This window comes from Synechococcus sp. RC10B2, from assembly GCF_047502635.1.
On sequence record NZ_JANSHO010000082.1, the window covers coordinates 19,572 to 46,226 of the forward strand.

Consider the following 26,655-nt stretch of genomic DNA (forward strand, 5'->3'; position numbering starts at 1 on the left):
AGCTTCAAAAGCTGGATTTTTCCATGAGCGGTTTTTTGCAGATTGTTGAGAGGAAAATGCGGATCATCAAGTTTTTCTTGCTCCTTTTGCTGGTCGGCGCCGCCGTCTTCTGGGGCCCGCAGGTGGCTTCTGCGGAACCGGATTTGGCTTTGGGTGCCAAGGTCTTTCAGGCCAAGTGTGTGGGCTGTCACTTGAACGGTCGCAACACTCTGGTGGCGGCGAAAAACCTTTCCCTGGCTGCCCTGCACGAGTACCACGTGGATACCCCTGAGCTGATCCAAGCCCAGGTGCGCAACGGCAAAGGGGCCATGCCCGCTTTTGGCAAGCTCCTCAAACCAGAAGAAATCGAAGCCGTGGCCGCCTATGTTCTCGACCGGGCTGAGCACAACTGGAGCAAAGGCTGATGGCTCAGGAGAGGACTCAAGATCTGACCTTGGCTCCGAAAAATTCTGTCGCCCCGGTGCCGCAGGAGCAGGGCTGTGGAGCACAGGGATCCCGCCGCAAAATCTTGTCGGTTGGTGTGGGGGCGCATGGTTTGGTGGCCGTCGGCATCTCCGCCCACGGGGTGGTGGCCATAGGCGTGGTGACCCACGGCATTCTCTCCATTGGCCTGGTGGCGATGGGCGCCCTCTCTTTTGGGCTGGTGTCGATGGGCCTGGCCAGCGCCGGCCTGGTGTCCATGGGCCTCTCCAGTTGGGGTCAGCACAGCATGAGCGTAACCGAATCCCACGGATCCCATCACCATCCATAGGTTTTGCCAGCCAGACCCTGCCTGGTTCTCTTTCCACCTAGCGTTGTTAAGGAGCGTTTGCAATGTTCAGTTTGCAAAGTTACTTGGCCTTGGCCAAGAAATCTCTGCTTGCGCTGGGGATGAGCGTTTTGCCCCTTGCTTCTGCTTGGGCCCATGTAACCGTCCATCCCAAAGAGGCCCCGGCGGGCAGCGTTGCCAAGCTCACCTTCCGCGTGCCCCATGGCTGCGATGGATCCCCCACCATTCGCCTGCGGGTGCAGATCCCGGAAGGGGCGACCTCGGTGAAGCCAATGGTGCATCCCCTGTGGAAAATTGAGACGGTGAAAAAGCCGCTGGACAAACCTTACGAGTCCCACGGGAAGATGATCACCGAAACGGTGGCCGAGGTGATCTGGAGCGGCGGCTCGCTGCCGGATGAGTTTATGGATGAGTTCAGTATTCTTCTCAGGTTGCCGGATCGCCCCGGCGAGACCCTCCCCATCCCGGTTATCCAGGAATGTGAGCAAGGCATGTACCGCTGGATCCAGGTGGCGCAGCCGGGGGAGGATCCCCATAGCTTGCCGGAGCCAGCACCCCTGCTGAAGCTGACGGGCAAAGGAGAGACCCACGGCCACGGGCATGGACACAGCCACGGGCATGGCGCTCGCTAGCCGGGTTTGCCGTTGGGATGATGTCTATCCTCTTCTGGATTCGGGTGGGTCTCTTGTGCGCCCTGCTGTGGGTGGGCGGGATCCGACCCGTTTTTGCCCACGCCAGCTTGCTCTCCACCTTTCCCGAAGATGGGGCGATGCTGCAGGAAGCCCCGGCGCAGGTGCGGCTGGTCTTCAATGAACCCGTGCAGCTCACGCAGCTCCAGGTGCTGGACAGCAACGGCCAGGTGCTGCCCCTGGAAAACTTGGTTAGCAGCGGCAACGCGCCCCAGGGAGATTTGCCTGCGGAGATGCCGGAGGGGGTTTACATCGTCAGTTGGCGGGCCATCTCTGCCGACTCTCATCCGGTAGGGGGCTCGTTTGTCTTCCTGGTGGGGGCGGCGGATCCGGAGCTGTTGCGAGCGGCGAGGGCAGCCCAAGCGGGGGATCCCTTCTATTGGCCGCTGGTGGGGGTGCGCTGGGGGATCTACCTGGGCAGCCTGTTTGTTGTCGGCGTGCTGGGCTGGTGGCGGCTGGTGCGGGGGCGGTCGGGCACTGCCGATGAAATAGAGCTCTCTGCTGAGGCCTGGGCTTTTGCTGCCGCCTGGCTCACCCTCAGCCTGACGCTGGTGGCTTTGGGTTTGCATTTGGCCCAGCTCTACCCCCACTTTGCCGGGCCAGAGCTGCTGAGCGTGCTCATCTCTCCCTACGGATGGGGCACAGGGCTGCGGCTGGTGGGGCTGGGGATCCTGATCTGGGCCTGCGAGGGCGGGCCCCGCTGGGCCAACGGCCTGGGGTCGGTGGCGGTGATAGGGTCGTTTTTGCCCATCGGCCATGCCCTCACCAGCGAGTATCCAGCAGGGACGATGGCCCTCTTGGGGCTGCACCTGGCCGGCTCGGCTTTTTGGTTGGGGGGGCTGTGGGGGGTGGAGCGCCTGTTGAGCCGATTGCGCCAGCGGGACGGAGTCCTTGAATGGACTTCCCAATCGGCAGGTGTCATCCAACGATTTTCCGATGTGGCCACCTGGGCTGTGCCGGGGCTGGTGCTGGCGGGAGTGGGGATGGGCGGGATCCACCGCGGCTGGGACTGGGAGCACCCCTACGGGCAGTACCTCTGGGCGAAGCTGTTGCTGGTGCTGATGATCGTGGGTTTGGGCGCCCACAACAAGTTGCGGCTGCTGCCGGCGTTGCGAGAGGGGGTTTGGTCGGCGGGCCGATCCCTGCGCCAAATTGTCCGCCTGGAGTTGGTGGGGCTAGTTCTGGTGCTGGCCTTGACCAGCTTTCTGGTGGCCCAAGCCCCTCCTGGCCAAGGAGCGGGACCGGCTTGCCAAGAGACATTGAGCTGTCCGGAAGGCAGCCTCCGCCTGCAGATCCTGCCCTGCCGCCCTGGCAACAACCGCATCCAAGTGGAAGTTAAGGGGATCCCCGCCCAGGAGCTGAGCCTGGAGTTTGACCTCCCCGCACGTGGGATCCCGCCTCTGCGCCGCCAGGCGCTGCCAAGAGAACCTGGCCAGTTTGAGGTGGAAGATGTCCTCTTGCCCTTAGCGGGAGAATGGCAGCTCAAGGTAAGGCTGCTGGTGAGCGACTTCGAGGAGCGACGGGAGCAAGTTAGGCTCAGGGTAGAGGATCGCTAAGAGCTGCCTAGGGAGTGAGTCTCTTCTTCCCAAAGGCGACCCTCGTATCCTTGCAACTGGAGAGCAGTTTGGAAGTCCTGACAGGCTCCTTGCCAGTCACCAACGGCAGCGCGGGCTAGGGCACGGTTGCAGTGGGCTTTGATGTGGCTGGGATCCCGTTCGAGAACCTGCGTGTAGTCGCGGATAGCTGCCGCAAAATCTCCCTGTTGGGCGTAGGCCCAGCCGCGGTTGTTCAAGGCCCAGAGGCGCGTCTGCGGATCTGGCTCCAGTTGCAGGAGCTGGGTGTAATCGGCCAGGGCCCTCTCTATTTCCCCCGCCTGATCCCAAAGGAGAGCCCGCCAGAGGAGGGCGTGGCGCTCCTGCGGGTTCAAGGCCAGGACCTGGGTGTAGTCGGCAATGGCCTGCTGCAGCCGGTTGGCCTGGCGGTGGAGATCCCCCCGCTGCCGGTAGGCCAGCGCCGCATCCGCCAGCCCCCAGTCGCGGTTGCAGCCTATGGCCCGGTCGAGATCAGCCAACGCTGCCTCCTCGTCTCCCAAGACTAGGTGTACCGCTGCCCGCAGGGCAAATCCCTGGGAAGCCTGCGGCTGCTCTTGGATCAAGGCCGTGAAATCGGCCAGCGCTCCCTGCCAGTCTTCCAGCCGCTGCCGCGCCATGCCCCGGTACAAGTGGATACGAGCCATCAGATCCAGCCCATGGGGGCCCCCCGGCTGGCCTGCCCACTGCAGCGCCTGGGAGAAATCCTCACAGGCTGCTGCCCAATCTTCTTGCTCAAAGTAGATCTGGCCGCGGTCGAAGTAGAGCTGCGGGTTGCGGGGATCCCGCTCCAGGGCAGCCGTGTAGTCCTGCAGGGCCGCCAAGGGATCCCCCAAAAGCCGGTGAACCTGCCCGCGGCTGCTGCGGGCGCCGACATCGCTGGCATCTAAAGCAATGGCCTGATTCAAGTCTGCCAGAGCCGCTTCCAGGTGACCCAGCTCCAGATGGGCAATCCCACGCTTGAGGTAGGCCTTGGCCAGCCGGGGATCCAACTCCAGGGCGCGGTTGAAGTCGGCCAAAGCGCCTGCCGGATCCCCCAACCCCTGGCGGGCCAGCCCCCGGTAGAAATGGGCTAGCGCCAGGGCAGGATTAAGGCGGAGCGCCTGTTCGCAGTCAGCCAGCGCTGCCTCCAGGGCGTTGCTGCCCAGGTAGGCTATAGCCCGCTGCAGATAGAGCTCCGCCTGCGCTGCCACCCCCGCCTCAGAGGCCCCAGCAGGCTGCAGCGCAATGGCTTGGGAAAAATCCTCGATGGCCCCCTGGGACTCCCCCAAAGCTTGGCGGGCCAGGCCGCGGTGGTAGTAGGCCTTAGAGTGGGCGGGATCCCGCTGCAGCGCCTGGGTGTAGTCTTCAATCGCTCCCTGAAAGTCCAGCAACTGCGCCCGCGCCACGCCCCGGTTGAAATAGGCTTCCACATCCTGGGGATCTCGTTGGATGACCTCGGAAAAATCGGCCACGGCCCCTTGCGCATCTCCCAGATGGCCGCGCACCACGCCGCGGTTGAAATAAGCCCGTACTTCCTCGGGGTTGAGCTCAAGGGCGCGGGAATAGTCCTCGATGGCCTTTTGGTTTTGCTCGAGCTGGCGGTAGGCGTTGCCGCGGTTGTAGTAGGCCACGGCCCAGCTGGGGTTGAGGTGGAGGGCGTGGGTGTAATCGGCAACTGCCCCCTCATAGTCCCCCAGTCGGTAGCGGGCGATGCCGCGGTTGACATAGGCACGGGCGTCTCCTGTCAGTTGAATGGCCTGGGTGAAATCCTCCACAGCCCCTGCCCAGTCGCCACTTTTGTAGCGGACGCTGCCCCGCTGGCTGTGGGCGCGGCCATTCTGGGGATCCAGTTGAATGGCCAGGGTGTAGTCGGCAATTGCTCCCTGCAGATCCCCTTGGCGAGCTTTTTCCTGGCCGCGGGTTACCAAGCGCATCGCCAAGAGTTGATCCACCGAAAGCTGGGAAAGAGCAGGCGCTACACCTTCGGGGGGGGTAGGCAGGAGAGGCCGCAGCGCCTCCATCACCTCAGCCGCCGACTGGAAGCGCTCCTGCCAGCGGGGACAGATCATGCGATCTACAATCTCGGCCAGCTCCTTGCTAACTGGCACCAGATCCCGCCAAAGCAGCTGGCCGGTGCGGGGATCGTCCCGGATCTTGGTGGGGGGACGGCCAGTCAACGCTTGGATGGCCAGCACCCCCACCGAGTAGATATCGCTGCAGGGTTGGGGCTTGCCGCCAAGCTGTTCTGGGGCTATGTAGCCCACCGAGCCGATTACCGTCGCCACCTGGGTTTGACCGGGGGCGTGGCTAACCAATCTCCCCACCTCCTTCACCGCCCCAAAGTCAATCAACACCAACTTGCCGTCGAAGTCGCGGCGCATCAGGTTGGCCGGCTTGATGTCCCGGTGCAGGATCTGGTGGGCGTGGACATGGCGCAGGATCTCGAGAACTTCCCACAGGAGTTGCACGACCTCTGGCTCGCTGAGCGGCTTGCCGTCTACCAGCTCGTGGGTGAGGTCGTGCCCGGCAATGAACTCCTCGACTAAATAGAACTCCTGATCCTGCTCGAAGTGGGCCAAGAGGCGAGGTACCCGGTCGTAGTTGTTGAGCCGGTTGAGAACCTTGGCCTCCCGTTCCAACAGCTTGCGCGCCGTGGCCAGGGTGTAGGGATCCGTCGAGAGCGGGCGCAGGCGCTTGACCACGCAGGGAGTGTTGAAAGTGTCGCGATCCACCGCCTTGTAGGTAACCCCAAACCCTCCTTGCCCCAGAAGGCCGAGGATTTCGTAGCGTCCCCGCAGAATGGCTCCCGGCTTAACCTTGTCGTCCATGGCCAAGCTTGCCCTGCAGTGATCTTGGTCACGGCAAGCTGGCTCGATTCTGCCATAGGCTGGCCTCCTGCAGCGAGCTTGGTCTTAGTCCTGCACGTACTCTTCGCCAGAGAGCAGGGCCGCCTCTGCCTTCTGAAACTCCCGCCCCAGGTAGGCGGCGTGGCTGAGCTGAGAGACGACCTTTTCGCTTTCTTTTTCAAAAATCTGGACGCACAACTCTTTGGCCGTCCGGCCAACGTACACCCGCTGCGGGGAGCGATTGACCGGCCCCCGCGCGGGGATCACCGCTCCAGTCTCCGGGTCGGTGGCCAGCCCCCGCTCGTTGATCACAGTGCTGTAGTACTTAGCGCAAATGAGCTGCTGCTGCCGATCCACATAGATGACAAAGTAGCCTGCCGGGTCTAGCTCCAGGGATCGGCGGGAAAGCTGGTCATCGATGCGGCGCACCTGCTCCTGCAGAGACTCAGAGGAAAAAGACGGCATGGTAAAGTCAAAACGGGTGCCAAAAACGTAGCCAAGACTACCTCCATTATCCCCATTGTGGCCGAGGAATGGGATCCCTAGCGAGGGAATTGCGACAGAAAAAATCCCCTTATTTACCCGTGTTTTAAGGGATTGGCGGCGGCTTGAGGCCCTGGCAAGTTCAGTGGAAAGGCGGATGCTTGCAATTGGGAGCTGAAATTACGGTGGAAGCGGTGAGCTAGGAGTAGTCTCTACCAAGATGCAATCCGCCCAAGCTGAGAGGCCCGTGAGGGTTGGGATCCCTGAGATAGCACCTTTTGGAGAGCAGGAGCCGGCGGGCCATCTCCTCATCGTGGACGATCAGCCCCACAGTCGCCTGTTGCTGGGGGATCTGTTGGAGAGCATTGGTTATCGCGTCAGCGAGGCGGAAAACGGCCAGCAAGCCCTGCAGATGCTGCCAAGCTTGCAGCCGGATCTGGTCCTGTTGGATGTGATGATGCCGGGGTTGGACGGATTCGAGGTCTGTCGGCGCATCAAGGCTGATGAAGAGACACGCCTGATCCCGGTGGTGTTGATTGCAGCGGCCAGCGACCGCAAAAATCGCCTGCGCGGGATTGAGGCGGGGGCAGACGACTTCTTGAGCAAGCCCTTTGACGAGTCCGAGTTGCTGGCGCGGGTGCGCTCCCTCGTTCGCCAGAAGCATCTCAATGAAGACTTGGATCATGCCGCCCAGGTTTTATTTGCCATTGCCCGCAGTGTAGAAAGCCGGGATCCGACCACCGGGGATCACTGCGAGCGGCTGGCAGCCCTGGCCAAGAGCTTTGGCGAGTTTCTCCAGCTACCCCGTCCCCTGATCAAGGTGCTGACCTGGGGAGGTTACCTGCACGACATCGGCAAAGTGGGCATACCCGACGCCATCTTGGGCAAAACGGGCAAGCACACGCCGGAAGAGTGGGAGGTGATGAAATCCCACGTCCTAATTGGAGAGGAAATCTGCCGCCCCTTGCGCACCATGAGGGATGTGCTGCCCCTTATCCGCCACCACCACGAGCGCTGGGACGGCAGCGGCTATCCCGACGGCCTCAAGGGAGAAGCAATCCCCCTGGTGGCCCGCGTCTTTCAGATTGTCGACATCTACGACGCCCTTACCTCGGAGCGGCCCTACAAGCGAGCCTTCACTGTCCAGGAGGCCATGGACATCCTGCGGCAAGAAACGACCAAGGGCTGGCGGGATCCCTACTTGGTGGAGCGTTTCTTTGAGTTTCTCAGGTCGCGGCTGCCCCATTTGGAGTAGACTGGACTAGTTCCCGTGCTTCAGCGAGATGGCGTCTTTTGGCAGGGGCAGATCCGCTACGTCGCTGTGTCGGCTGTCGCCAACTGTTTCCCCGCTCCCAGTTGTGGCGGCTGGTTAGGCAATACGACACTCACCAGGTGCTTTTGGATCAGGGCATGGGGCGTTCTGCCTACCTCTGTCGCCGCCTCGAATGTCTGCGGGCGGCCCGGCGTAAGCACCAGATGAGCAGAGCCCTCAAGGCAGCAGTGCCCGACTCGCTGTGGCAACTGCTGGAGCAGCAACTGCTGCGCGATTCTGAGGCCCAGAGCCCCCCGGAAACATCAGCCCCGGGGGCAAGCGCTTTAGACAAAACCTAGGCAGCTCCAGAATTGGCCAAGTTAAGATATTGAAACACCTTTTCAGGTTCATCCAGTCGCGAACTACACGGCAGCCCCTCTCAACTGTCAGAATGAGGACTGGCTGCGGCCAACCTGTATGAGCCGCAGAAAGGTTATTCTAAAAAGCACTGTTGATGTTGGTTTCTTCCCCGGTTGTCCTAGCTTTATGTCCCCTGCGGATGTTTCCAAAGTAGCTTCGGACTTGGATTCCCTCCAGTCCGCGCTCTTGGAGGATCGCCGAGATGCTCTCGCTGTGCCGAAGGAAGTGGCCACACACCCAACAGGTTCAGTCCCATCTGGCGATTTGGATCGTATTAACTTGGGTTGTAAAACTGACAAGGAGCAAGGAGCAGAGGCTAGCAGACGAATGACCGATAAAGTCCGACTTTACGAGATTGCCCGCGAAATGGGATGTGACAATCGCGAGGTGCTGGAGGTTTGTGAGCAGTTGGGGATCCCTTTCAAAAGCCATAGCAGCACCATTTCTCCAGAGCAAGCCGAGTTGGTGCGCAGCAAACTGAGTGAACCTCGCGTTGTGAAACCGACTCGTCCCCGGCTCCGGCCCAAGCTGCAACCTGAGAGCTCTCAACCGCAGCCTCCCGTCGAAGCCAAAGCAAGTGAGCGCCCTCAGCACATTGTCGGCATTCGCCGGCCCGCTCCTGCTCAGCAGCAAGCTGCTGCTGGTGAGGCCAGTTCTTCCAAGCCTTCGCCGCAGCGACCCGACCAGCTCTCCTCTGAAAAAGGGGCTGCCGGTGGCAGCCTCGAATTGATAGGCCCGCCGCGGCGGCAAGTCGATCCGCCTGCGCGCCCGGCTGCCCAGGAGCCGCAGCCGGCAGCTGCTTCTACTCGCCCTGAGGCTGCCGCCAAAGCCGGCAGCCCCGAACCTAGCCCTGCTCCGGCGGCCAAGCGACCGACAGTGCTCCCCCCCCCTCGACGAGCCGCCTCTGGGCCCGAGCCGCCGCAACGGGCCCCTGAATCCCGTCGCCCTGGCCTTGCGGAGGCGCCCTCCCCCAGCGGCGCTCGTACCTCTCCTCCTGTCGAGGAAAAGGTTTCTCTCCCTCAAGCTGAACAGCGCCCGCGTCCGCAATTGGTGGGCGCGCCTGTCCGCCCTGGCACTCGTCCCGAGCCGCGCTCGCCGGTGGCCAAGAAGGAAGAGAGCTCCGACAGCGGCAAAGCTGACGAGGCTCCTCGTCCGCAGCGGCGGCTGGAATTGGTAGGGCCTCCTACCCGTCCTGTGGCTAAGCCTCTTCCCCCTGAGCCGGATGCTTCCCCTCGCTTGCCAGAAGGGATCCCTGAGGAACGCCCCACGCCGGTGTTGGCCGAAGCTCCCGTGCGGCCTGCTGCGCCCAAACTCAAGCGCAAGACGGTGGAAGAAGAGGACGAGGAACTACAAGCCCTCGAACGACGGGCCGGCCGCACCCAGGCCAAGCGCAAACGCAGCCGCAGAAGAGAGGAAGGAGACGGAGACGTTCTGGATTTGGATCCCTTGACCGTCCTCTCCAGCGTCAAGCAGGCGGAGCTGAACGCGCTCAAACCCTTGGCGCGCCCCACCGCCAAGCCCCCCTCCTATCGTCCGCCCGCGGCAGCAGCTCGCCCTCGCCCGGCTGCTGAGCGCCCCCAGCGGCCCTCGGCCTCCGCCGAAGCTACTGCTCCTGAGGCCGCAGCAGAATCCTTGCCAGAAGAGAAGGTATTGCTCCTGGAGGGCAGCCTCACCGTGCAAGAATTGGCCCGCCGCCTGCGGGTAGCCGAAACCGAGATCATCAAAACCCTCTTCTTTAAAGGAGTGAGGGTGACCATCAACCAGGTTTTGGACGAGTCGCTGGCCGAGTCGGTGGCCAAAGAGTTGGGCTACGAAGTACGTCGGCCCGAGGCAGAGCCCAAAGCCAAGAAAACCGAGATCCTCGATCTGGAGGACATCGACCATCTGGTGCCACGTCCGCCGGTGGTGACCATCATGGGCCACGTGGATCACGGCAAAACCACTCTGCTCGATGCCATCCGCCACACCAATGTGGCCCAGCGAGAAGCCGGCGGGATCACCCAGCGCATCGGCGCTTACCACGTGGACGTGGACTTCGAAGGCCAGAAGCGGCGCATTGTTTTCCTGGATACTCCCGGCCACCAGGCCTTTACCGCCATGCGCGCTCGCGGCGCCCGCGTCACCGACATTGCCGTTTTGGTGGTGGCTGCCGACGACGGGGTGCAGCCGCAGACGCTGGAGGCCCTCAGCCACGCTCGCGCAGCCCAGGTGCCGATCATCGTGGCCATCAACAAGATCGACAAGCCCGGCAGCCAGCCGGAGCGCGTCAAGCAGCAGTTGGCAGAGCACGGCCTGTTGCCGGAGGAGTGGGGCGGCGACACGCCCATGGTGGAGGTGAGCGCCCTCACTCGCCGCAACCTGGACGCGCTGCTGGAGATGATCCTGTTGGTGGCCGATGTGGCGGAGCTGCAGGCCAACCCCAACCGGCCTGCCCGCGGCACCGTGATCGAAGCCCACCTGGACAAGGCTCGCGGCCCGGTGGCTACTCTGTTGGTGCAAAACGGTACCCTGCGGGTGGGCGATACCCTGGTGGCCGGCGCCGTCTTGGGCCGGGTCAAGGCGATGATGGACGACCGCGGCCAACGGCTGCAGGAAGCGGGGCCCTCTTCGGCGGTGCAACTGTTGGGCCTGGAGGAGGTGCCCGCAGCGGGGGATGAGTTCCAGGTGTACGCCGACGAGAAAGAAGCCCGGCGGATTGCCGAGGAGCGAGCGGAAGCCCTGCGGCAAGCCCGTCTGCAACAGGCGCTGCTGTCGCGGCGGGTGAGTTTGGGCAGCATCTCTGCCAAGGCCCAGGAAGGCCAGCTCAAGGAGTTGAACTTGATCATCAAGACGGACGTGCAGGGATCCGCCGAGGCCATCCAGACGGCGCTGCAGGATCTGCCGCAAGAAGAAGTGCGCTTGCGAGTGCTTCTAGCAGCTCCTGGGGAGATCACCGAGACTGACGTGGATCTGGCAGCAGCCAGCGACGCCATTATTCTGGGTTTCAACACCAGCTTCGCCCCCGGCGCGCGGCAGGCTGCCGACGACAAGGGGGTGGATGTGCGCGAATACGACATCATCTACAACTTGCTGGACGATCTGCGGGCAGCGATGGAGGGCCTGCTGGAGCCGGAGGAGGTGGAGGAGCCGCTGGGCCAGGCGGAAGTGCGCAAAGTCATCCCCATCAGCCGCGGTGCGGTTGCCGGCAGCTACGTGCTCTCCGGCAAGGTGCAGCGCAACGCTCTGGTGCGGGTTCGCCGCAAAGGGGAGGTGGTCTACCAGGGCCGTCTCGATTCTCTGAAGCGCTTCAAGGACGACGTGCGGGAGGTGGCCGCCGGTTTCGAGTGCGGGATCGGCATCGAGAAGTTCGATGCCTGGCAAGAAGGGGACCTTATCGAGGTCTACCAGATGGTTACCAAGCGGCGGACGCTGGCTCCTGCCTAGTTAATTTGGGTGGCCTAGCGTCGCAGGGATCCCAGTCCAGGGGATCTAGGAGGGAGGATTTGCTCCAGAACAACGGAAGCAGTTGCTAAGTGGAGGGGAGGGATGCAACGGAGCCAGAGATTGAGTCAGATGTTGTTTGTAACCCTGCGGGAGGATCCTGCCGAAGCAGAACTGATCAGCCACAAGCTGCTGCTGCGGGGCGGCTTTATCCGGCGGCTCTCCCCGGGGATCTACACCTATTTGCCGCTCCTCTGGCGGGTTTTGCAAAAGATCTCGGACATCGTCCGGGAGGAGATGAACGCCATCGGCGCTCAGGAGTGTCTGCTGCCCCAGTTGCAGCCAGCCGAGATCTGGCGGGAGTCGGGCCGCTGGGACGTGTACACCCAAGCGGAAGGGATCATGTTCGCCCTCAAAGACCGACAGGGGCGCGAGCAGGCCCTGGGCCCTACCCACGAAGAGGTGATTACCCTGCTGGCCCGGGATCTCATTCGCTCCTATCGCCAGTTGCCGCAAATTCTCTATCAAATCCAGACCAAGTTCCGCGACGAGATTCGACCCCGCTTTGGCCTGCTGCGCGGGCGGGAATTCCTCATGAAAGACGCCTACTCCTTCCACGCCAACGAAGAGAGCCTGCGCCAGACCTACCAGGACATGTACCGGGCCTACGGCCGCATCCTGCGCCGCTGCGGGCTGGAGTTCCGCGTGGTGGAGGCCGACGCCGGCGCCATCGGGGGGCCATCGGCAGCCTCGCAGGAGTTTATGGTGTTGGCCTCTGCCGGAGAAGACGAGATCCTCTACACTCCTGATGGCTCCTATGCCGCCAATGTGGAGAAGGCCGTCTCCCTTCCGCCGCCAGCAGCAGACTCCCCCTACACCACCTTCCAGGTTCTGGACACGCCGGGAACGGAAACCATCGAGAAGCTGGCCAATTTCTTGAAGATCTCCCCCACTCTGATTGTCAAAAACGTCCTCTACCAAGCCCTTTACGACAACGGCCTACGGGTGGTGGTGCTGCTGAGCATCCGCGGCGATCAAGAAGTCAATGAGGTGAAGCTGGCCAACCACCTCAACCGTCTGGCGGAGCGCTACCAAGCCAACAAGTTGCTCAAGCTCACCTTGGCGGATGCGGAGATCCAAAAAAGCTGGCAAGGGGATCCGATCCCCGTGGGCTACATCGCGCCCGACCTGCCGGATAGCTGCCTGGGCCGGCAGAAAAACCTGGCCCCTCAGATCCTGCGCCTGGCCGACCAGACGGCAGCCCTGCTGAAAAACTTTGTAACCGGCAGCAACCAGGTGGGGCGGCACGTAGTGGGGGCCAACTGGGGCGAGCAGTACCCCCTGCCGGAGGTGGTGGACGTGCGCAAAGCGCAAGCCGGGGATCGCTGTCTGCTCAACCCCGACCAGATTCTGGAAACCGCCCGCGGCATTGAGATCGGCCATATTTTCCAGTTGGGCCTCAAGTTTTCGCTGCCGATGCGGGCCAGCTTTACCGACGAGCAGGGATCCGAGCAGCCCCTGTGGATGGGCTGCTACGGCATTGGGGTATCGCGCCTGGCCCAGGCGGCGGTGGAACAGTCCCACGATGCCAATGGGATCATCTGGCCGGTGGCGATCGCCCCTTATCACGTGGTGGTGGTGGTGCCCAACGTCTCCGACCCAGAGCAGACGAAGGTGGCGGAAAAATTGGTGCAGGAACTGGCTGCTGCCGGCATCGAGACCCTCTGGGACGACCGGGACGAGCGGGCCGGCGTCAAGTTCAAAGATGCGGATCTCATCGGGATCCCTTACCGCCTTACCACCGGGCGCAGCCTTAAGCAAGGCAAGGTGGAATTGGCCGAGCGCGCCACCGGCCAAGCGGTAGAAATTCCCATTGAGGAAGTGGTGGCTACCCTCAAAGAGCGGATTGCTGCCGCTCTGGCTGTGCCAGATTGAGCAGGGCTTTTGTCGTAACCAATGCTGAACCTCTCTCTTCTCAAGGAAGACGAATCCTATACTTTTCGCTCTTATTTTGAGATGCCCTACGAGCCAGAGGAAATCCTGGCTCAGTTTAGCTACCGTCTGGAGATAGGAGAGTGGACATGGCCCGTTGCCCCTGCCCCACCCCAAACCCCAGCTCTGAAAAACCGGATCCGACAATTGTTGCCTTTGGTCAGCCTCACCAGCGAGACAGCCCGCCGAGAGCTGCTGGTGGCCCCTGTGCTGACGGAAGTGGCTCTTCACTGTCGAGTTCCTTTGCGGCTGGAATATCCCCTGATGGTCAACAATTGGCTCAAGGGCAGCCTTGATTATCTCTTGCGGGGCAAGAACATCCTGCTGGTGGTTGAAGCCAAAAAGGACGATCTGACGCGGGCTTTTGTCCAAATGGCGGTGGAGATGATCGCCCTGGCCCAGGTGGAGCCGCAAGCGCAGATCTACGGCGCTGTTACCATTGGATCTATCTGGCAGTTCGGGCAGATCCTTGGGGATCCGCGGACAATCCGACAAGACTTGACTTTGTACCGAGTACCGGAAGATCTGGAGAGCGTTGCCGGCATCCTCACGGCCATGGTAGGGGATCCCAGCCAACCATGAAACCCAAAACCCTCTGGTTTGCCCTGCAATTGATGGTGGCCGCTGCCGGGATCAGCGCGGCCATCAAATATGGCGGCCCCTACTTGGCCTTGCCGGAGACCCTGCCGGTGATCCTGGCCATGATCGTCTCGCCCGCCCTGGTCATGGCCGGGATCCTGTGGCGCTGGCAACAGCGGTCTTCTCTCTCCCCAACCCGCGCTCAAGACCGCCAGGGATCCCCGCCAACTGCAAACTCTGAGAATCCAAAAATCTCTCAGCCGCCTTTCCATTGACCCTCACCCCCACCCCCTCTCCCTCTGGGAGAGGGGAGCTTGGGCGCCACTGCCAGGCCGGCAGGGCGACACTCTCAGTCCAGCCAAGGGGACAGGCTACTGCTGGGTGAGGCGCAAGGTTACCGTCGGGCTGGTTTGGTTGCCGGAAGTGGCCGTGAGATTGATCTGATACACCGTGCCGGAGGCCGGAATGGGCGGCCGCACCGTAACGGTGAAGCGGCCCTGGGCATCGGCTTGCACAGTTTGGTTGGTCACCGTCTGTTGGGCGCTGATGATGCCCCCCAGCGAGGTCGAAGCCGTTACATTCACCCGCACCGAAGCGTTGGGAGCCGTCGTGCCCTGCAGCGTAAAGGAAGAGCCGGAAACCCGATCCCCATCGCGCAGGTTGGTGATCTGGGGCAGCAGGCTGGAGAGGCTGATCGTCGCGGCAACCTCTTGGGTGGCGAGCCGCTGGATACCACCGGCGGCCCCCTCGATCAGGCGGGCGGGCTGTTCTGCGGTCATAAAGCGCACCTGGCCGCCGTTTTCCAGGCGAGCGATGACGATCCCTTCGCGGGTGGCATCTTTTGGCTCGATCAGGGCGTTGACCACATAGGTGCCGCTGGAAACTTCCTGAGCCGGCAGGGTTTGCACCTGCCGCCCGTCCTGGACAAGGTAAACGGTTACCCGGCTGGAAGGAGTGCCTTTGACGGTTACCAGCAGGATCTCGCCCGCCGCCAAGGGGCGATTGCCGGCGTTGTGATCCACCAGGTCGATAGAGGCGCGGACGGGGTTACCCACGGTGAAGCTCCAGGTCACGCGGCGGGTCACCCCCTGGGTATTGGTGAACTCCAGCAGGACTTCCCGCCGTCCCGGCGGTAGCGGCTGCGAGGGACGGTAGGTGAAGAAATCCCGGGTAATCACCGACTCGGCAGTAACATCTTTGCCATCCACAAAAACCCGCACCGTCTCCGGACGCACGCTGACCCCATCTTGGCTGCGAAAAGAAGCCGAGATTGGCGAGGTGGGCTCCACATTGGTGGCCGCTTGAGCCGGGCTGGGATCCGTAATTTGTTGAGCCCTTGCCGGCAGGCCCGACAACCCCACCACCGCAGCGCCCATCACCAAGGCACGGGGAAACCAAGAATACAAGTTATCGCTCATGAGACCATCCAAAAAAAGTAAAAGTAAAGGACACTTCAGTTAGGTTACAGGCGAGTAGCTCAAAGGCAGAGCAAAGTCTACAAGAACATCGACCTGGACATCCTGTTTGCATCCTGTCATAGGGGTCGATTGCTGTCGATACGCCTAAACCTCGGGTTGGCTCTCCAACAGACCCAGCTCCAACGTCAGATTCGAGTAAGGTTGACTGCCATGTAAACTACCCGGCTCCGACCGCCCCCCTTCCAGCCCCCAACCCCCGTATACGGGGGCAGGGGGGCGGGGGGATTGAGGGGGGTACGAAGCGGGCTTTTGGTAGGCCTGCAGTTGGCAAGCCAACCACGGGCCCCCCTACATCCCCCCGCATGCGGGGGGATGTAGGGGGGCTGGTTTACAGCAACCCCCAAAAGTGCAATCCCGTTGGCACCGTTAAAATCTGCATCCCCTTCCCAACCACAGAGCGGGTTCACACAACGAAAATGCTTCCCTTCCCGTTGCTCAATCCAAAAACACTGGTGGCAGGTCTGCGAGCTGTAGGCAGGTGGCACCACCACAACCTGGATCCCTGCTCTCGCTGCCTTGTAGTGCACAAACTGCCTCAGTTGATAGAACGCCCAACTATTGGACCGCCGACGCTCGGTTTTGCTGCGCGGCGGTCGGTGGCTACGTTCCCGGATCCCCCCGCCCCCCAGTCCCCCCGTGTACGGGGGGATATAGGGGGATGCGGCGTTCATCTTCGCAAAGTTTAGAACCCGGTCGGGATCCCAAAGGCTATCTTTTGCCCGTTCAAGCTGGCATCAATTCACGAAAATAGCGCCTGTCTCTTGTAAATCGAGACAATGGTCGCCGGAGACATCGTTGACCAGGCGCACCTCTACGGTGATTACATTCAAGGGATCCACGCTCACCCGGTAGCCCACTGGGGACAACATCGGCGTGTTGATGGCCATGCAGTTGGGGATCGGCAGGTTGCTCAGACGCAGCGTTTCTCCCGGCGGAAGTTCCGACACCTTCTGGCGCGGATCGGTAAAGCCGTATTCCAGAGGCAGGCCGGTGCGATTGTGGATCACCAGCTCAGCAGGCAGGTTGGGGTTGAAGCGGGCCACCGGGCGATCGAAGACCAATTGATCCACACCCACCGGCAGGCGAGGCAGCGGCACTGTCCGAAAGGCAGGCTGAGCGACAGCACGGTGTCCACCCACCCAGGCTGACAAAGCGACCATGATCAAGCCGAGTCTTTTGCTTCCTTTCGCGTACCTCATGCCTCTGCCTCAGAATGCGCCTTGAAATTGGGATCCCCTTCCTTGCCTGCTTGTATTGTTCCCAAAAAGGGCTGGCCGGGCCAGGTGGTCGCTGTTTTTTCAAGGGTACGCCTCAGCAAGCTCCCCTTCCAGCTACCGCAGCACCGCACGGCAGAAATTCCGGGGGAGAAGGTTAAATTAGAGTTAACGGGGCATAAAGAGGCATGGCTATGCCAGAAAAACTGGAAAAACCGGAGAAAAACTACTCCTGGAAGGGCAGTGCCAACGCAGGCCGGGTACTGACGATTTTGGCCGTCGTGGGGGGAGCGGTGATTTTGCTGGCGGGCTTCCTGCAGTAGGCCGAGCTGTCAGATCCTCAGTTGCTCCAGGAACATCAGCATGTCGCCAGAAGCCAACGTTTTCCCTTCAAGGCGGGGGTGGAAAGGGTTAGCTTTCCAGAGGAAAGCGGATCTGGGGTCGTTTTAAACAAAGTTATGAAACTATGAAACAACTTTCTCGCTCCCCTCTCCCACAAGGGGAAAGGAGGTGGGGGGGAGGGGGCAAGGGTCTTAACCTTGTTTGAAACAACTGCAATGTTTTGCAAGTCCTGCTGAACAAGTTGTCAGCCTTCGCTAAGTCTTGTCAAGTTGTGCCACCATTGGGCAGCAAAAAAGACCCAGCAGAGAAGGGATCCCTGCTGGGTTTAGGCCGGAGGAGCAGAAACCTTAGCTTAGGAGACGGCGCGCGGTATTGAGCACATTCTCCACCGTGAAGCCGAACTTCTCCATGCACACGGGGCCGGGGGCAGAAGCGCCGAAGCGGTCGATGCCGATGGCCACCCCCTCAAAGCCCAGGTACTTGTGCCAGCCAAAGGTGGATCCCGCCTCGACGGAGACGCGCTTGGTGACCTTGGGGGGCAAGACCTCGTCGCGGTAGCTCTGGGGCTGGGCCTCAAATAGCTCCATGCAGGGCATGGAGACCACCCGTACCGCCCGGCCTTCCTGCTGCAGTTGGGCAGCGGCCTTCACCGCCAGCTCCAGCTCTGAGCCGGTGGCGATTAGGATCAGTTCTGGGTTGGGAGTATCCACCACTACATAGGCCCCCTTGGCCACCCCCTCAATGGAGGTGCCTTCCACGGGGTTAACCGCCTGCCGGGTAAACACCAGCACCGAAGGGGTGGAGGTGGACTCAAGGGCTACTTGGTAGGCTCCCACCGTCTCGCGGGCATCAGCGGGGCGGATGACGTAGAGGTTGGGGATGGCCCGCAGGGAAGCCAGCGTCTCAATGGGCTGGTGGGTGGGGCCGTCTTCTCCCAGGGCAATGGAGTCGTGGGTCATAATATGGAGCACCCGCGCCCGCGAGAGGGCCGACAGGCGAATGGCCGGCCGCATGTAGTCGCTGAAGACCAAGAAGGTGGCGTCGTAGGGAATGAGGCCGCCGTGCAGGGCTATGCCGTTGGCAATCGCCCCCATACCGTGTTCCCGTACGCCAAAGCGGAAGTTGCGCCCATGATAGGAGCCGGCCTGGAACTCCGGGATCCCCTTTAAATAGGTCATGTTGGAGTGGGCCAGATCGGCGGATCCGCCCAGCAGCTCTGGCACCGCCTTGGCCAAAGCATTGAGACAAAACTTGGAGAGGTTGCGGGTGGATTCTTTGCCGGTTTCGGCAATGGGAGCCAACGCTTCTTTCCAGCCTGCGGGCAGCTCCCCGGCCATGATGCGCTTGAATTCGGCGGCCTCTTCCGGGTAGGCCTTCTCGTAGGCGGCAAAGCGCTCGTTCCACTCCGCCTCGGCCTTGGCCCCCTTATCGATGGCCTGGCGGAAGTGGGCCAGCACCTCGTCGGGAATGTAGAACTCCGGCTCCAGCGGCCAGCCCAGATTTTGTTTGGTGAGTTTCACCTCCTCTGGCCCCAGCGGCGCCCCGTGGACGCTCTCCGTGCCGGCTTTGTTGGGGGATCCGTAGCCGATGGTGGTCTCGACAATGATCAAGGAAGGCTTGTCGGTAACTTCTTTAGCTTTCTGGATAGCGGCGGCAATTCCCTTCAGGTCGTGGTTGCCATCTTCCACTTTTTGCACATGCCACCCGTAGGCCTCGTAGCGCTTGCCCACATCTTCGGTAAAGGCAATTTCCGTGCTGCCGTCGATGGAGATGTGGTTGCTGTCGTAGAGCATGATCAGCTTGCCCAGCTTGAGGTGGCCGGCCAGCGAGGCCGCTTCCGAGGCCACCCCCTCCATGTTGCAGCCGTCGCCCAAGATCACATAAGTGTAGTGATCCACAATGGTGTGACCGGGCTTGTTGAAACGGGCGGCCAAGTGGGCCTCGGCAATGGCCAGCCCAACGGCGTTGCCCACCCCCTGCCCCAGCGGTCCGGTGGTTACCTCCACACCGGGGGTTTCAAAGTTTTCCGGGTGGCCGGGGGTTTTGGATCCCCACTGGCGAAACTGCTTGATGTCCTCTAGGCTCACATCAAAGCCGGTCAGGTGCAGCAGAGCATACTGCAGCATGCAGCCGTGGCCTGCCGAGAGGACAAAGCGATCCCGATCCACCCATTTGGGGTTGCGGGGATTGAACTTCAGGAACTGCTGCCAAAGCACATAGGCCATGGGTGCTGCCCCCATTGGCAGGCCGGGGTGACCCGAGTTGGCTTTCTGAACAGCATCCACCGCCAAAAAACGAATCGTGTTGATGGCAAGTTGTTCCAGAGAGGGAGGAGCAGCAACAACCATGTGGGGATCCCTATCGCTCGACATTCGCTTTCCAGTATGCCTTGACACGCCCACCGCCTAAAGGCGGGGGATTCTCGTCAAGGCGCTGTCAAGATGCCTCTAGACAGTTCCTTGAGGCAAGGCCCCAAGGTTCTGCTGGCTTGTCTGGGCAGGTTGGCTGAGACGTTGGCATTTCCCGGACGCTTGCCACCGGTTGGGTTTTTCACCGTGACTAGGGGCTCGCCTGAGAACGGTACGCCTCGGTGACAACTATACCATTGGCGAGCAGCTAAAGTTTGCTTCGCCTTTAAGGGCGGGGCTACTGAGCTATCCTTTTTCGGGCTTTGGCCACCGAGCCCGGTCTCGGCTGGGCAATAATGACAGGCTAAGCTGAGAGATACGCTTGCCGCCATTTCTGGTTGGAGGGTTTCATTGAGCGCTGTTTCTTCGCCTAGCGGCAAACCTCCCTGGCTGCGGGCCAAAGCCCCCCAGCGGGCCGGATCCGTCCAGCAACTGCTGCGGGACTTGGGCCTGAATACCGTTTGCGAGGAGGCTTCCTGTCCCAACCTAGGGGAGTGCTTTGCCAACGGCACCGCCACCTTTTTAATCATGGGCCCGGCCTGTACCCGCGCCTGCCCCTACTGCGATATCGACTTCACCAAACGGCCTCCGCCTTTGGATCCCACTGAGCCGCTGCGGGTGGCCACAGCGGTGCAACGGCTAGGGCTACGCCATGCGGTGATTACCTCGGTGAATCGGGACGACCTCCCCGATGGGGGAGCCAGCCAGTTTGTTGCTTGCATTACCGAAATCCGCTGCCGCATGCCCCAGACAACCATCGAGGTCTTGATCCCAGATCTGTGCGGCAACTGGCAGGCCTTGGAGCAAATTCTCGCCGCCCGCCCGACGGTGCTCAACCACAACACGGAAACCGTGCCCCGCCTCTACCGGCGAGTGCGCCCCCAGGGGAACTACGAGCGTTCCCTGCGGCTTTTGGAACTGGCGCGGCAATGGGATCCCGGCCTCTACACCAAGTCGGGGGTGATGCTGGGCTTGGGAGAGACCGCCGAGGAGATTTTGCAGATAATGCAAGATCTACGCCGGGTAGGCTGCGACATCCTCACTCTTGGCCAATACCTTCCTCCCAGCCCCAAACACCTGCCGGTGGAGCGCTACGTGCCCCCAGAGGAGTTTGACCACTGGCGACAGGTGGGGGAAGAGTTGGGCTTTTTGCAGGTGGTGTCCTCCCCGCTTACCCGCAGCTCCTACCATGCCGAGGCTGTCCAAGAGCTGATGCAGCGCTTTCCTCGACCAGGAACGTAGACCTAGGGGGATGGAGTCCCTGCGGAGCAGGAACAGCGGGGTCAGCTTTGCAGGCCGGCTGGCCAGCAACGCGGAGCCTAGGCGCAGAGAGATTTTCTGCGCTGGGGGGATGCGCTAGGATTGAAATGAAGAGATAGGAGGGGCAGGCGGTCGCGTCCTCGCTGCCGCCACCAGGCAGCAGGATGAGGAAAGTCCGGGCTTTCAGAAGAACACACCGCTGGGGAAAGCCCAGTGCGGGAAACCGCGAGGATAGTGCCACAGAAACATACCGCCGATGGCTGGGATCCCAGCACAGGTAAGGGTGCAAAGGTGGGGTAAGAGCCCACCAGCAGCGTCGTGAGGCGCTGGCTCGGTAAACCCCGGTGGAAAGCAAGGCCGCAGCCGCAGGACTATGGCTGTTCTTCGCCCCTGTCGGCTGCACCGAGGTCACGGTACTCAGCCAAGCGGTTGGGGGAGGGTGGTCTCGGTGGTGGTGAGCCGCTAGAGGGTGATGGCAACATCACTCCCAGAGAGATGACCGCCAGTGCGGGCTGCTCCTTGGAGCACCCCACTACAGAACCCGGCTTACAACCTCCTCATCTCTTCTTCTTTTTTTGGGATTGCCTCCTTCCAACCCCGAGAGAGTCTTTTGCACTAGGTTTCCTTCATGCCCCTCAAGGCTGCCATCCACAGCTTTACGCAGGCGTAGAGGAGAGGGGGAGTGCTGCTGTTGTTGTCATAAGTGCCCTTGTCCGCTGGGTCGGAGGAGGGCTGGTCGCCGTCGCCAGCAGGCAAGCCAGCGGTAACGGCTAATACAGCCGTCCCCAAAATCATCAGATGGAGAACTCCAGCAGCTGCGTGAAGGCACCCAGAGTCGACGGCTTGTAGCTCCGGGCTAGGGAGCTGCTGGAGGTAGTGGGCTAGCTGCTCTTGGGCCTGCAGGAAGCCTGCTCTCAAGGCGCGGCGATGCTCCTCGGAGTAGAAGCCTGCTTCTCCCACCAACGAGCGCACCAGCTCAGGGTTATTAGCTAGAGCTTGGAAGCAGGTTTGGACATAGCGGAGGAGAATGGCTTGTAGCTCAGAGCCCCGGAAGGTAGTGGGGTCTGCTGGGAGGGGTAAGTCGGCAATGCCGGAGAAAACTCCCAGCTCAGCAAATACAGCCAGGAGCAGCCCCTGCTTGCTGCCAAAGTGACGAAACAGGGTTACTTCATGAACGCCGGCCAAGTCTGCAATTTGACGGGTGGTGGTCTGAGTGATGCCCTGGCGGACGAAGAGGTCTCGAGCCGCGTTCAGCAGCCTTTGCCGGGAAGAAGGACGTGCCATGGTAGGTGATGGGGTAAGGAGTCAAGAGAAGGCGCTCAAGGTAGTGGCAATCTGCAAGCAGCACTTGCATTTGAGGTGAAATATCGTTAAGCTTAGCCTCAGGCGAGATCAAACCTGCTGCCTTTCTGCTCTCTCATAGCGGCTCTCACTGCTGAAGCTTGCTTGGCCAGGCCTTTGGGGATCCCGGCTTGCCTTTCAGGGACATGAGCTCGTTGTAAGCTAAGCCAGGGATGCGGTGGCCTATGCATGAGAAGCAACTTTGCGAGGAGGTATTTGATCCTGCGCTGCCCTTACTCCTTTTCTGAGGTTTTGCTGGTTCATGGCCGTTTCCCTTCCCACCCAATCGCTGGACAATCCCAACCGTTTTGCTTCGCTAGCTCAGCCTGAGCCCCAAAAGTCTTTTCGGTTTGCCTGGGAATTTGTTCTTTTTTTCGTTGTTTTTCACGCCCTCGCTTTAGTGGGCGGCATCGTTTGCTTTTCCTGGCCAGCCTTGGGGGTGGCCCTATTGCTTCACTGGTGCTTCGGCAGCTTGGGCATCTGCCTGGGGTATCATCGTCTGCTTAGCCATCGCAGCTTCCAAGTGCCCAAGTGGCTGGAATATGTCTTTGCTACCTTCGGTGCTCTCGCCATCCAGGGGGGGCCGATCTTTTGGGTGGCCGGCCATCGTCAGCATCACGCTTTTACTGAAGACGAAGAGCGGGATCCCTACTCTGCTCGCAAGGGCTTTTGGTGGAGCCACATGCTCTGGCTCATTTACCAACGGGAAGAGTTTTTTAACCGTGAGAAGTATTCTGCCTTTGCGCCGGATTTGGCTCGGGATCCTTTTTATCGCTGGCTAGACAAGTATGGGCTGCTGCTGCAACTGCCGCTGGCTGGAGTGCTTTACCTGCTCGGCGGTTGGCCGTTCGTTATCTACGGCATCTTCGTGCGGACAGTGCTGCTGCTGCACTGCACCTGGTTGATCAACTCTGCCAGCCACTTCTGGGGCTACCGGACTTTCGAGAGCGACGACAATGCCCGTAACCTTTGGTGGGCGGCTCTCCTCACCTACGGTGAAGGCTGGCACAACAACCATCACGCCGACCCGAAGTGCGTGAAAGCAGGTTTGCGCTGGTGGGAAATTGACATGACCTACTGGGTCATTTGGGTGTTGGCAAGACTGGGTTTGGCTCGTAAGTTGCACTTGCCTGCTCAAAGTCAGCCAACTCGCTAAACAGTCTCTGCCTCAGAGCTTCTAGAACCATCGACAGAGTTACCCCCGTCGTACGGGCAATTCCTGCTAAGACAGTTCGTTGTGCTGCTCGGCGGATCCCTCTCCCTTTTTTGGGAGAGGGGTTAAGGGTGAGGGGCCTGTATGCGCTAGCGCGAGCTCGTTAGCGGCGCAGAGCGCTCAAGGTCTGTCTCGACTTGGTTTGGAGCGGCTGCCCAGTTATCGGTTCCAGTTGGGAGGTGGGTCGGTATCGCCCTGCGGGGAGGTGGTAGTGCTCACCAAACAACCCAAAGGTCTGGCGTTCCGGTAATCCCTCTTCGGCAATGCAGGAGGGCTAGTCCTGTAACGGGCTGTACTGCCATGTCCCGTAGTGGTCAAGAACGCGCTGAACTTGCTCTGGGTCAGCGTCGGCCTCTTGGCGAATTTGCAGCGCCTCGATTTGGCTATCGGAGTAGCGAAAGATGGAGTCTTTTCTGCATTCCAGCTCTGCTTCCACCCCTGGAATGCAGGCCAGATGGGCAGCCACCTCTCGATAAACCATCAGGGGCATGGAATCATAACGAACAGCGTAGCGTTTCAACTCAGCAAGGCTCACGATAGGCAAGGAAAGGAGAAACTAGGGATCCAGGTAACAAACAGCTTCACCACAACGGCCAATGACATCTTGCGAATGTCTCGCTACTTTTGAGGTAAAAAAGCCCTGCTCTGCATTTAATTGCCTGCCAAAACAAAGAGGGGGCAGAGAGAGTCTCCGAGATGTGGCTAAGCAATTTTGTCGTTGGCCAACGTACAGCAATTGACCTGATCTAGGCAAACTTTTCCCCATTGCAAGGCCCAGCGCACCAAAGCGACGCGATTTGACGTTCGCGTCTTGCTCAGAATATTGCTGATGTGATTGTCAACAGTGCGCTTGCTAATCTCTAAGCGCTCTGCAATGTCCTGATTGGTCAGGCCCGCTGCGATTAACTCGAGAACCTGCAGCTCACGCTCCGACAACAAATCAGCGGAATGATAGTCTGCGCCCATTCCGAATGCCCAGTGTACAAACTGTAAGGATTACCTAGACCAATTCTAGGGGATCCCCTCCAACATGGATAGCCCCGCCGGAGGAAAATCTGGGGCAGTTCTCAGGTCGAAGGGCTTGGTGATGTTGATGGGAGCGCTTCTGGGCAGCTTTCACAGGGCATCGGCGTGTTTCCGGGGCAGCTCCACCTGCACCCACAGCCCACCTGCTTGCGGGTGATTGCGCAGACGGATTGTACCCCCGTGTAGTTCCACGATTTGCCGCACGATCGCCAGCCCCAGGCCGGTGCCGCCTTTGCTGCGGGCCCGCGCCGCGTCGGTGCGGTAAAAGGGTTGAAAGACCAGCTCAAATTGATCCTCCGGCAGGCCAGGGCCATGGTCGTACACCTCCAGCCGCACTTGCGATTCCTGTTCCGACAGGGCCACGTGAATGGGGGAGTCGGTTCCGCCATATTTGATGGCGTTGTCCAAGAGGTTAAGGACGAGGCGGTAGAGGCGCTGTTCATCTCCCCAGAGATAGAGCTGGGAGGGGCCGCTTAGATCCAGTTCCTGCTGGCGGGGCTTGGCCAGCGGTTCCAGGCTCTGCCAGGCTTCGCGCACCAAGCTTGCCAGATCCACCCAGCGCCATTGGGATCGCGATGCGGCCCCCAGGTTGAGGGCGCTCAGTTCCAGCAAGTCTTGCACCAACTGGCTGAGGCGCAGCGTCTCGTTCAGCAATCGTTCCACCCAAACTGCTTGCGCGGCATCGACGCGGCTGTGCAGGGTTTCCGCTAGCAGGCGAATCGAGGTGAGGGGGGTCTTCAGCTCGTGGGCCACATCCGAGGCCCAGCGATCCCGTTGTTGGGCCAGCAGAGTTGCCTCTAGGCGGTCTTCCAAGAAGATGGCCACGTGGGCCTGGGGCAGGGGCAGCCCCCAAGCCCGCAGCGGCACCGGTTTGTCCTCGCCCCCGGAAGGGTAGAAGATCCACTCGCGGCTCTGGATGGGAGCGGTAGCTTCCTGGCGGCGGGTGGCTTCGATAAGCTGATCCAACTCGTAGGAGCGCACCCACTCCAGCAGGAGCTTGATGCCCGGCTGCCACTGGCTGATGCGCAGCAGACGCTGGGCGGCAGGGTTACACTCCCAGACCACGTTGTTCTCGTCTACCCGCAGATATCCCCAGGGCAGGTGGTGGCTGAGATACCGCCAGTCCTGTAGGTATCGTTTTTGGCGGGCCCACTCCAGTTCTTGTTGGCGAAGGTGGTGGCTGAGCCGGCTGAGCATCTGTTCAGGCGAGCTGAGAGGCAGGGCCAGGTGCATCAGGGATCCCAACTGTTGCAATTGGCGGCCGAAGCGGCGCCGGCTCTGCCAGAGCAAAATCAGCGTGCCGAGTAGGCCGATGCCCAACCCAATGAGGATCCCGCTTTCCAGTCCCATGGGCCCACCCCCTTTGCCGCCATTGTCGCCCAGGCATGGGGGAGTGAATACCCAACAACGACGGATACGGCATCACATCCCTAGCGACGATGCACCATCGTCGTGCTGGCCTGGTCGGTGGGCAGCAGCAAGACTTCGCTCAGGTTGACGTGGGGGGGACGGGTAACGGCAAACAGCACCACCTCGGCCACATCCATCGCCGTCAGGGGGGTGAGGCCCCGGTAGACGGCTGCCGCCCGCTCGCGATCGCCGCGGAAGCGCACTTGGCTGAACTCGGTTTCCACCAAGCCGGGCTGGATCTCGGTGACGCGAATGGAGGTGCCCAGCAGATCCAGCTTCAGTCCCTCGGAGATGGCCCGCACGGCGGCCTTGGAAGCGCAATAGACGGCGCCGCCGGGGTAGGTCTGGCGACCGGCAATGGAGCCGATGTTGACCACATGGCCCCGGCCCCGCTCCACCATGCCGGGCAAGACGGCGCGGGTAACATACAGCAAGCCCTTGAGGTTGGTATCGATCATCTCCTCCCAATCTTCCACAGCCCCGCTGTGGAGCTTGTCCAAGCCGCGACTGAGGCCGGCGTTGTTGATCAAAATGTCGATTTCAGCCCAGGCCGGCGGCAAAGACTGGAACGCCTGCTGCACGGCTGCCCTATCTCGCACATCCAAAGTCAGCAAGTATGAGGAAGCACCGTAAGCCTGCTGCAACTCCGCGGCCAGCTCCTGTAGCCGCTCCTGACGGCGGGCCACCAGGATCAGCTTGGCTCCAGAACGGGCAAAAAGCGTGGCACAGGCTGCCCCGATGCCGCTGCTGGCGCCGGTGATGAGCACAATGGCGTTTTCAAGCATAGTCCGCAAGAGTTAAGGGGCTACCAAGGGGATCCGCAACTCGAACGGGCCCCCGGCTGAAGAGAGTATTCCAGCAGCTTAACGCAGGCATAGAGCGTATCCAAGTGACATCCTCTCCCGCTAAGCCCTGACGGGCTGTAGACGGGAGCTTCCGAGA

The 26,655-nt window shown here is 61.1% G+C and carries 23 protein-coding genes, 1 other RNA gene and 1 pseudogene; 14 read left to right on the plus strand and 11 right to left on the minus strand.

The genetic code is table 11. From position 1 onward, the window contains the following. Positions 1 to 56: 56 nt before the first annotated feature. The 4 genes from NW855_RS13255 to NW855_RS13270 all read left to right on the plus strand — a co-directional run bounded on the left by NW855_RS13255 (position 57) and on the right by NW855_RS13270 (position 3,014). Positions 57 to 404: a c-type cytochrome gene (locus tag NW855_RS13255; protein WP_011431130.1), complete on the plus strand. Its 348-nt coding sequence runs from the start codon at positions 57 to 59 to the stop codon at positions 402 to 404. Further along, entirely contained in the window at positions 404 to 751 is a 348-nt protein-coding gene (locus NW855_RS13260) for a hypothetical protein (RefSeq protein ID WP_099812870.1), read from the plus strand. The genes NW855_RS13255 and NW855_RS13260 overlap by 1 nt, the downstream gene beginning before the upstream one ends. Positions 752 to 813: 62 nt before the next feature. Continuing rightward, positions 814 to 1,401 carry a YcnI family protein gene (locus NW855_RS13265; protein ID WP_099812869.1) on the plus strand — a complete coding sequence of 196 codons (588 nt, stop codon included), beginning with the start codon at positions 814 to 816 and terminating at the stop codon, positions 1,399 to 1,401. A gap of 17 nt (positions 1,402 to 1,418) precedes the next feature. Next, positions 1,419 to 3,014, plus strand: coding sequence for a copper resistance CopC/CopD family protein (locus NW855_RS13270; protein ID WP_414402688.1), 1,596 nt, complete (start codon positions 1,419 to 1,421; stop codon positions 3,012 to 3,014). Here NW855_RS13270 and NW855_RS13275 read toward each other — a convergent pair. Together NW855_RS13275 and NW855_RS13280 are read right to left on the minus strand one after the other, a co-directional pair. Further along, the gene (locus NW855_RS13275) at positions 3,011 to 5,857 is read right to left on the minus strand and encodes a tetratricopeptide repeat protein (protein ID WP_414402687.1); all 2,847 of its coding nucleotides are present in this window, start codon (positions 5,855 to 5,857) and stop codon (positions 3,011 to 3,013) included. The genes NW855_RS13270 and NW855_RS13275 overlap by 4 nt on opposite strands. A gap of 84 nt (positions 5,858 to 5,941) precedes the next feature. Beyond that, positions 5,942 to 6,340, minus strand: coding sequence for a DUF4346 domain-containing protein (locus NW855_RS13280; RefSeq protein ID WP_099812866.1), 399 nt, complete (start codon positions 6,338 to 6,340; stop codon positions 5,942 to 5,944). A 265-nt stretch (positions 6,341 to 6,605) separates the two neighbouring features. Between NW855_RS13280 and NW855_RS13285 the strand changes: the two genes are divergently transcribed. The 6 genes from NW855_RS13285 (at position 6,606) to NW855_RS13310 (ending at position 14,296) form a co-directional block, all read left to right on the plus strand. Continuing rightward, positions 6,606 to 7,613, plus strand: coding sequence for an HD-GYP domain-containing protein (locus NW855_RS13285; protein WP_414402686.1), 1,008 nt, complete (start codon positions 6,606 to 6,608; stop codon positions 7,611 to 7,613). A gap of 38 nt (positions 7,614 to 7,651) precedes the next feature. Beyond that, a complete protein-coding gene (locus NW855_RS13290; RefSeq protein ID WP_099812864.1) occupies positions 7,652 to 7,969 on the plus strand; it encodes a YlxR family protein in 318 nt (105 codons plus the stop codon). Between the two features lie 388 nt (positions 7,970 to 8,357). Then, the gene (infB, locus tag NW855_RS13295; RefSeq protein ID WP_099812863.1) at positions 8,358 to 11,453 is read left to right on the plus strand and encodes a translation initiation factor IF-2; all 3,096 of its coding nucleotides are present in this window, start codon (positions 8,358 to 8,360) and stop codon (positions 11,451 to 11,453) included. Positions 11,454 to 11,555: 102 nt separating this feature from the next. After that, positions 11,556 to 13,385 carry a proline--tRNA ligase gene (locus NW855_RS13300; RefSeq protein WP_099812862.1) on the plus strand — a complete coding sequence of 610 codons (1,830 nt, stop codon included), beginning with the start codon at positions 11,556 to 11,558 and terminating at the stop codon, positions 13,383 to 13,385. Positions 13,386 to 13,406: 21 nt separating this feature from the next. Then, entirely contained in the window at positions 13,407 to 14,024 is a 618-nt protein-coding gene (locus NW855_RS13305) for a hypothetical protein (protein WP_099812861.1), read from the plus strand. Further along, the gene (locus NW855_RS13310) at positions 14,021 to 14,296 is read left to right on the plus strand and encodes a hypothetical protein (protein ID WP_011431141.1); all 276 of its coding nucleotides are present in this window, start codon (positions 14,021 to 14,023) and stop codon (positions 14,294 to 14,296) included. Before NW855_RS13305 ends, NW855_RS13310 begins: the two co-directional genes overlap by 4 nt. 96 nt (positions 14,297 to 14,392) lie before the next feature. Here NW855_RS13310 and NW855_RS13315 read toward each other — a convergent pair whose 3' ends face one another. From NW855_RS13315 to NW855_RS13325, 3 genes and pseudogenes are all read right to left on the minus strand, one after another. Then, positions 14,393 to 15,439 (minus strand): hypothetical protein, encoded by a 1,047-nt coding sequence (locus tag NW855_RS13315; protein ID WP_228375300.1) that lies wholly within the window; start codon positions 15,437 to 15,439, stop codon positions 14,393 to 14,395. Between the two features lie 293 nt (positions 15,440 to 15,732). Next, positions 15,733 to 16,116, minus strand: a pseudogene (locus NW855_RS13320) (zinc ribbon domain-containing protein); the annotation flags it as partial. Positions 16,117 to 16,233: 117 nt separating this feature from the next. Continuing rightward, positions 16,234 to 16,659, minus strand: coding sequence for a hypothetical protein (locus NW855_RS13325; RefSeq protein WP_187147158.1), 426 nt, complete (start codon positions 16,657 to 16,659; stop codon positions 16,234 to 16,236). Between the two features lie 242 nt (positions 16,660 to 16,901). Between NW855_RS13325 and NW855_RS13330 the strand changes: the two genes are divergently transcribed. After that, positions 16,902 to 17,036: a hypothetical protein gene (locus NW855_RS13330; RefSeq protein WP_255322487.1), complete on the plus strand. Its 135-nt coding sequence runs from the start codon at positions 16,902 to 16,904 to the stop codon at positions 17,034 to 17,036. Between the two features lie 366 nt (positions 17,037 to 17,402). On the opposite strand, the gene tkt is transcribed toward NW855_RS13330, so the two are convergent. Further along, a complete protein-coding gene (gene tkt, locus NW855_RS13335; RefSeq protein ID WP_011431146.1) occupies positions 17,403 to 19,403 on the minus strand; it encodes a transketolase in 2,001 nt (666 codons plus the stop codon). A 411-nt stretch (positions 19,404 to 19,814) separates the two neighbouring features. Here tkt and lipA point away from each other — a divergent pair, with 411 nt between their 5' ends. Together lipA and rnpB are read left to right on the plus strand one after the other, a co-directional pair. Further along, positions 19,815 to 20,705 (plus strand): lipoyl synthase, encoded by an 891-nt coding sequence (lipA, locus tag NW855_RS13340; protein ID WP_011431147.1) that lies wholly within the window; start codon positions 19,815 to 19,817, stop codon positions 20,703 to 20,705. 132 nt (positions 20,706 to 20,837) lie between these two features. After that, an RNA gene (gene rnpB, locus NW855_RS13345) (RNase P RNA component class A) lies at positions 20,838 to 21,289 on the plus strand. A 49-nt stretch (positions 21,290 to 21,338) separates the two neighbouring features. Here rnpB and NW855_RS13350 read toward each other — a convergent pair. Further along, positions 21,339 to 22,007, minus strand: coding sequence for a TetR/AcrR family transcriptional regulator (locus NW855_RS13350; protein WP_099812859.1), 669 nt, complete (start codon positions 22,005 to 22,007; stop codon positions 21,339 to 21,341). A 319-nt stretch (positions 22,008 to 22,326) separates the two neighbouring features. On the opposite strand from NW855_RS13350, the gene NW855_RS13355 reads away from it, so the two are divergent. Continuing rightward, positions 22,327 to 23,220 (plus strand): acyl-CoA desaturase, encoded by an 894-nt coding sequence (locus NW855_RS13355; RefSeq protein ID WP_011431149.1) that lies wholly within the window; start codon positions 22,327 to 22,329, stop codon positions 23,218 to 23,220. Positions 23,221 to 23,551: 331 nt separating this feature from the next. Here the strand turns inward: NW855_RS13355 and NW855_RS13360 are convergent, their stop codons facing one another. The 4 genes from NW855_RS13360 to NW855_RS13375 all read right to left on the minus strand — a co-directional run bounded on the left by NW855_RS13360 (position 23,552) and on the right by NW855_RS13375 (position 26,498). After that, positions 23,552 to 23,767, minus strand: a complete 216-nt coding sequence (locus NW855_RS13360; RefSeq protein WP_071813563.1) for a hypothetical protein — start codon at positions 23,765 to 23,767, stop codon at positions 23,552 to 23,554. A 212-nt stretch (positions 23,768 to 23,979) separates the two neighbouring features. Further along, positions 23,980 to 24,243 (minus strand): helix-turn-helix domain-containing protein, encoded by a 264-nt coding sequence (locus NW855_RS13365; protein ID WP_011431151.1) that lies wholly within the window; start codon positions 24,241 to 24,243, stop codon positions 23,980 to 23,982. A 150-nt stretch (positions 24,244 to 24,393) separates the two neighbouring features. Next, on the minus strand, positions 24,394 to 25,653 hold the full coding sequence (locus NW855_RS13370; RefSeq protein ID WP_011431152.1) for a sensor histidine kinase: 1,260 nt from the start codon (positions 25,651 to 25,653) through the stop codon (positions 24,394 to 24,396). A gap of 80 nt (positions 25,654 to 25,733) precedes the next feature. Continuing rightward, positions 25,734 to 26,498 carry an SDR family oxidoreductase gene (locus tag NW855_RS13375; protein ID WP_414508901.1) on the minus strand — a complete coding sequence of 255 codons (765 nt, stop codon included), beginning with the start codon at positions 26,496 to 26,498 and terminating at the stop codon, positions 25,734 to 25,736. Between the last annotated feature and the right edge of the window lie 157 nt (positions 26,499 to 26,655).